Origin of the sequence: Alkaliphilus serpentinus, assembly GCF_009017255.1 — a bacterium.
GTDB classification, from domain to species: domain Bacteria; phylum Bacillota; class Clostridia; order Peptostreptococcales; family Natronincolaceae; genus Alkaliphilus_D; species Alkaliphilus_D serpentinus.
The window spans coordinates 1-6,661 of record NZ_WBZB01000071.1 but is presented as its reverse complement, the minus strand read 5'-3'; the positions used below and the strand labels follow the sequence as shown (position 1 = coordinate 6,661).

The 6,661-nt window shown below is 37.1% G+C and carries 6 protein-coding genes; all 6 read left to right on the top strand.

All coding sequences use genetic code 11. From position 1 onward, the window contains the following. The first annotated feature begins 38 nt into the window (after positions 1-38). Positions 39-1,451 (top strand): DDE-type integrase/transposase/recombinase, encoded by a 1,413-nt coding sequence (locus F8153_RS15550; RefSeq protein ID WP_151867278.1) that lies wholly within the window; start codon positions 39-41, stop codon positions 1,449-1,451. Continuing rightward, positions 1,444-2,256, top strand: a complete 813-nt coding sequence (locus F8153_RS15545; protein WP_151867277.1) for an ExeA family protein — start codon at positions 1,444-1,446, stop codon at positions 2,254-2,256. Before F8153_RS15550 ends, F8153_RS15545 begins: the two co-directional genes overlap by 8 nt. After that, positions 2,253-2,618 carry a DUF6075 family protein gene (locus F8153_RS16775; protein ID WP_408608764.1) on the top strand — a complete coding sequence of 122 codons (366 nt, stop codon included), beginning with the start codon at positions 2,253-2,255 and terminating at the stop codon, positions 2,616-2,618. The genes F8153_RS15545 and F8153_RS16775 overlap by 4 nt, the downstream gene beginning before the upstream one ends. Positions 2,619-2,709: 91 nt before the next feature. Next, entirely contained in the window at positions 2,710-3,060 is a 351-nt protein-coding gene (locus tag F8153_RS15540; protein ID WP_151867276.1) for a hypothetical protein, read from the top strand. Positions 3,061-3,072: 12 nt separating this feature from the next. Then, the gene (locus F8153_RS15535; protein ID WP_151867275.1) at positions 3,073-4,641 is read left to right on the top strand and encodes a hypothetical protein; all 1,569 of its coding nucleotides are present in this window, start codon (positions 3,073-3,075) and stop codon (positions 4,639-4,641) included. Between the two features lie 99 nt (positions 4,642-4,740). Further along, positions 4,741-6,661: ATP-dependent nuclease (locus F8153_RS15530; RefSeq protein WP_192929863.1), on the top strand; the 1,921-nt coding region annotated here is incomplete at its 3' end.

The window sequence follows — 6,661 nt, the reverse complement described above, 5'->3', positions numbered from 1 at the left end:
CCCTTTGTCGTATGATGACCCAAAAGGAGGTCATCACTATGAGTAATGAAGTGACAAGTAAAAAATGGCAGGATGACGAAGCATTAAAACGGTTCCAAATCATCGCACCCTTGCTTGCAGAGGATATTGACTCGGCTAAGAAACAGGAACTTCGCAATCAGCTGGCACAAACTCATCAGTTATCTGTCAGGAGTTTATACCGGTATGAAAAATCATTTAACCAAAGTCAGTTTGCAGGCCTGAAGCCCATGAATAGAGAGATGCGGAGGTCTAAGAGTCTACCGGATAACTTTGATGAACTGGTTGCAGAAGCTATTCAGCTAAAACGGGAAGTTCCAAGCCGTTCAGTGGCACAACTGATCCTGATTCTTGAGATGGAAGGCCGTGTGGCACCAGGCATTCTCAAACGTTCTACCCTTCAGCGGCATCTGTATAAAGCAGGTTTCGGGAAGAAGCAGATGCGTAAGTACAACGAAGCAAGAAAGAGTTCGTCAAGACGCTTTTGCAAGCCTCACCGGATGATGTTAGCTGAAGCTGACATCAAGTATGGACCTAAGATGGCGTTTGGCAAGGATGGTAAAAAGATTCAAACATATCTATCAGTCATTATCGATAACCATTCAAGGCTGGTCCTGGACGCAAGATTCTATGACAATCAGGAAAAAGAAATCATAGAAGACAGTTATCGACGTGCGATACTAAAATTTGGCAAGATGGACGCTGCTTATCATGACCGAGGTTCCCAGTATATATCTACTCAGTTGATAAAGTCATTGTCTTCATTGGGAATCAAGGTACTTCACGCAAAGCCATACTCACCAAGCAGCAAAGGTGGCGTGGAAGTATTCAATAGATTCGTAAATGCCTTCCTTGCTGAAGCTAAAGCCCAGAAAGTGAAGACACTGGATGAACTGAACCATTTCTGGGATATATGGCTCGAAGAGTACTATCACAACAAGCCACATGATGGTATCGCCGAATACTACAAAAGCCTTGGTTCTTCAGTGCCGTCAGAGGGTATCAGCCCACTACAGGAATGGAACCGAGATTCCAGAGTCTTGACATTCATTGATGCCGGAGTTGTCGGCAAAGCATTTCTGCATCATGAAACTAGGGTCGTTGACAACGGTGCATGCATCAGCTTTAATGGTCTCAAATATGAAACCAGTACCGCACTTATCGGAGCAACCGTGGACATCGCTTATGATCCAATGGCGCCGGAAGTTATCACTGTAACCTATCCCGGTACTCAGCCTATTCAGGCAGAACCAATCAAGATCGGTAGTTTCTGTGATCCGAAGCCTGACCTGCCCTTGTGCATGCTTCCGGAAGAACCTGAAACTTCCAGATTTCTGGAAGGTCTGGAACAGAAACGTAACCATAGCAGGCAAATGAAGGCGGATGCGCTTTCTTTCGGCAACTACCGAAAGGAGGGCAAGCCCAATGTATGAAACATTCTTTGGAATGGAACACACACCATTCACACGAAACCTGCAGCCTGATAAACTCTATGAATCTTCCCATGTCGTAGATGCTCTGGGCAGACTTGCCTATGTGGCTGACAGACAGCTTTTTGCTGTTGTCACAGCCGATGCCGGCTGCGGTAAATCAACACTAATACGTTCCTTTGTCTCCAGTCTGCCAAAGGAAGAATACATCTTTCTGTACCTGTCGGATTCGAAACTGACACCAAGATGGTTCTACAAAGGTCTTCTGGATCAGCTTGGTATTGAATCAAGATTCTATCGTGGTGATGCTAAAAGACAGCTGCAAAAAGAAGTAGAAATACTTCGTGGCGTCCAGAAAAAGAAGGTTGTCTGCATTCTAGATGAAGCGCATCTACTTGAGAAAGAAACCATAGAAGAATTTAGATTTTTACTCAATTACCGCTTTGACTCTGTGAGTCCCATGGCACTGGTGCTTGTAGGACAAACGGAACTATGGGATAAACTCAAACTTAAACGATATGCCGCTGTCCGGCAGCGTATCGACATGAACTGCGTCCTTCCACATCTGGATCGTTCAGAAACGGAAAGCTACATCCGCTCCCATCTGATTTATGCAGGTGGCAAAGAAGATATCTTCACTGACAGAGCGTTGGATGAAATCCATAAAGAATCCAGCGGTATAAAACGTAGCATCAACCGCATTGCAGAAAAAAGCCTGATGTATGCGGCTCAGCAAAGCAAGCGCCTGATCGATGAACACGCAGTATGGTACGTCATAGATCACGAAATGCTGAAAGGCGGTAACTGACGCATAGAGAATCTGTATTTCTATCACAGCAGCATAAACTGCGTTATGAAGAACTGCTACTCAAGGATAACACCCGTAATCGGGATAGTGAACGGTACGCATTGTTTTTCCTACTCGCAGGAAACGATGATTTGTATCAGAAGCGAAACAGTATATACAATTTTAGTGAACATCAGATCCGACTATGTCTGTCGGATGACAAGGTAGATTTTTCTTCTGGATGCGAGGCACTGATCCGGCTGGGATTCAATCTGTACAATCGATACCGGGATGAATGTACAACACCTTTGGAGCTTCTAAGCAACCTTGATGAAGAAAATCAACTACTGGCACTAAATGCCATGGCCTTGCGTTTTAGCTAGGCGAAATGTTGGGGCAGAACCTTGCCCCGACAACAACAAACTCTGTGCCAGACTTTTAAGCAACTTCGTGACATCCAGTGTAGGCTAAATGGTGACAGGTCAAAGGAGCATTAACATTTTATTTGAACCAATAATTAATTCATTGCTAAGAGATTTATTTGATATATGTACAGAAGAATGTGACAGAGTAATTGGAGAGAAATATTGGAATGATGAACACAGTGCGCAGGAAAATATTTCTAGATTTAAAGTAGGTGACGAAAAGGCTACTAAAAGCTCAATACTAATAATTGAGTCAAAGGAAAAAGTATGTAGACATGGATTTAACATGGAGAAGTTTGGAGGATGTCCACTCAATAATTATGAGTTTAAATTTTGCAACATAGCAGAATTACTAACGATTACTCAGACAATATTAAACAGTAATAGGGAAATGGATTAGAGGAAGATAAGAATGATACTGAGTTATTTAAAAGCTAGGTATGAAGATACGTTTAACATGAATGAGTTGGTCTTAGAGGTTAACAAGCAAATTGGAACTTCGTATAACTCTATCAAGCCTGGGATGACAACTCTTTTTTCAGATATTCTTTACAACGAGCCATCATTGTATTGGAATAGAGATATCAGATTAAAGACATATACAGAACTGACAAATTTATTAGTAAACAATAGAAGTTCGATTAATGAGTTACCTGATGAATCTATAGAACATTTCTTGATAGGATATAAAGCGTATATTGAAATTACAGAAACACTCTCCATACTAGATGGTTTTGGTGAAGATGATCATATAAAAGCTCGGATGCACTATATACCAACATATACCACTTTGGTCGAAGGATGTTTAACTAACCTATATAGGGCTATCATATTGTTTTTAAATGAAACAACTACAAAGGACTTTGCAAGTCAAAAAAAATTGAGGGGGATTCTTGATGTATTGGCTTCAAATGGTTTTGAATTTTTAACTTCTGATATTAATGTGAATATTAGGAATGCAATTAATCATGGTGGAATAGTTATTCGGCGAGGGTCAATTGGTTACGAGATACATTTTACATATACAGAATCGAGAATGCCAAAGACTGATATATTAAAAATATATGAGCTTAAGGAAGTTCTTGATAAAATTTATGATCTGTGTAGTGCAGTAATACTATCAAGTATACAGTTTATTCAAGAAAATTTTGACTTGATAAAAATAGGCTTTACAGAACCTAATAAGTTACATTTCGACATTTTAGCCTTAAATCTTAGCTATCCTACTTCTCGATGTAATTATATAAGTTTATCACCAGATGGGAAACAGATTAATCTAGATTTTGTTGTTAAAGATATAAAACGAACAAAGATAAGTGAGTTAGCAACATTTATTCTTCCAATTGTTTATAATAAATATCCTGATTTTGATCAATATATGATATTAGTTTCAAATGAGAGAACTAACACTTGTTGGATTAGATATAAGAAAACTGAACTTATGGACATTATTAATAGAAAAAGAAGTTTTGCTGAAGTCTTAAAAGATTGTATTGAACGGAAAGATTTTGTATATTGGGAACCATCTGATGAGTCTATTAATGAGATGGAAGTAAAGTACCATAGGTTTAATAATTTTTACTTTGAGGACTGGAATATCAAGAATATTCAGGATGTTAGTACGATAGATTCTAAAAAGCTTAAAGCTGAGGTCTTTGTAGGTGAAGATTTTGACAGAAGTAAAATTATGTCAATTGCTAACAAGACTATTGAACAATTAAAATCATTGAAGAATGTTGCTCAACCTACAATGAGAGTAAAACATGGTGATATGGAGGCTGACTCTATATATCTTAATATTTTTAGAAGCGATGGCAGACGAGGAAAGAACTTGTTACCGAATAACACGAATTTTGTATGTATGATAGATTATAATCTTAGTGGTGATACAACGTTAAAGTTTGGAGGCGTTACTAAAAGTATATGGATTCAGTATAGGCATGAAAGAGTAGGGAAGATTCGCCTTGCATGGAGAGAATAAGTGCAATTATGTAATAGATTCGTTAATCAGCATCGTATAAAAAAAAGGAAGGAAGGTATGATTTCTCATTATTAGAAACATACAGGTGGAGAAATGAATTTGAGCAAAATAGAAATACAAAATTTTAGAAAATTCAAAAATGTTACATTGTCTTTTGATAGTGACATCACATTGTTAGCTGGTGCTAATAATAGTGGTAAAACATCAATAATCGAGTTCCTTGACCAGGTGATAAATGGCAGAGGTAAAACATTTAAAAGTAGTGATTTACCGGTAAAGGATACAAAAGATTGGATAGACGAGGTTTTTCAGGAATTAAGTGCTATTTTTTCTGAAAATCTTGATGAGGATTCTACTATTAAAAAGATAATTGATTTTCTTTTTCCAACATTAGACAATCCAACGAATCATCTTTTGTTACCAACTACACTCAAGCTAACGGTTGATTATAATCCTGAATCAGATGATATTCGTCTTTTTGCTGACTATATTATGGATTTTGACCCTTTAATTAACTCATTTTATTTCAAATACAGCCTTATTTCAAAAGAAACCAACTTAAGCAAAGTACTATCTGCTAATTATAGAAAGCTGAAAATGAGATTCGAAGATATCACCATTCCGGAGAATGAACCAAAAAAAATCGATTATCTTAAAGATATGCTTATATCGATCTATATTGATAGTTTGACAGAGCACATTGAGTTTACAGATAGCAGTTTTAGTAACTGTAGTAGCATCGACGGAAAAGAGTTCCGTTCGTTGTTTAATTTTAATAATGTTTGTGCATCTCGAAATTTAGATGATCAGAATACTGATACAACTAGAAGTCTTAGTAAGAATTTAATCTCATTGTCAAGTCATGATGATAACTGGAAACAGTTAATCGAATCTCTTCCGGACAAAATTCTTCAAAGACTAGAGACAGAAAGCATTACAGAGCATGTACATCGCACTTCAATGGAGACACTATCTGATGCTATAACCGCCATATCAGAGGCAAATGGCGGCAACACGGGAGACATGATACTCAATATTTATGTCACGGAAGATTCGATTAAGTCATTGATAAGTCAAGTAACAAATGCAAAGTATCAAATCGATGATCTTACATTAGGAGAATCGTCTCAAGGATTAGGATATAGTAACATGATTTATATTCTTGTACAGTTGGAAGACTATAAGAGGAGCATAAATCCACTGTTAGTAAATATGTTTTTTATTGAAGAACCGGAATCTCACATGCACCCTCAAATGCAAAATGTATTTGGTAAATACTTACGAACATATTATAGGCAAAAGGGTATTCAAGGCTTAATAACAACTCATTCTAGTGAAATTGTACGTGTTACAGATTTGAAGAAAATAAGAATTAGTAAGTCGGAAAACAAGTTTAAAAGCAAAATGCTTGATTTATCAAGTTTTAAGGAGGAAATCAAGGATGATCCAGTCTTAGACAACTTATATGATTGGTTCTTTGAAGTTGGATTTTCAGAGGTTGTGTTTGCTGATAGGGTTATATTTTATGAGGGTGATACTGAAAGATTACTCATAAGAAAATTAGCCACATTCCAAGAGTACTCAAAGCTAAATGAATTATACATAGCTTTTGTTCAAGTGGGTGGAGCGTATGCGTATAATTACAAGAGACTTTTAGAGTTTATGGGAATTAAGTCACTTATTATTACTGACCTAGATTATGCAAAAGCGGCTACTACTATAAGTGCCATTGAATCATCTGAAACGAGTAACTCTACAATTTCCAATTTTTATAAAGAAAACAACAATGGTCAAATACCTACAGTAAAAGACTTATACACATGGAAGAGTGCTGATGGAAACATCATTCTTGATGGTAAAGTTAATTTGTGCTATCAAAATGCTGTCGATGGATATTCTAGAACACTAGAAGAAGCAATGCTTGCAAAGCTCACTGGTAAAAAAGCATATGAAGCATTAAAAAAATCAGAATGGAAGACTACAAGAAGTGATAATAAAGTAAGCGTCAAAATGCCCACAC

Coding starts and splice junctions, on each gene's coding strand:
- F8153_RS15545 (WP_151867277.1), top strand. CDS start 1,444: ATGTATGAAACATTCTTTGGAATGGAACACACACCATTCACACGAAAC.
- F8153_RS15535 (WP_151867275.1), top strand. CDS start 3,073: ATGATACTGAGTTATTTAAAAGCTAGGTATGAAGATACGTTTAACATG.
- F8153_RS15550 (WP_151867278.1), top strand. CDS start 39: ATGAGTAATGAAGTGACAAGTAAAAAATGGCAGGATGACGAAGCATTA.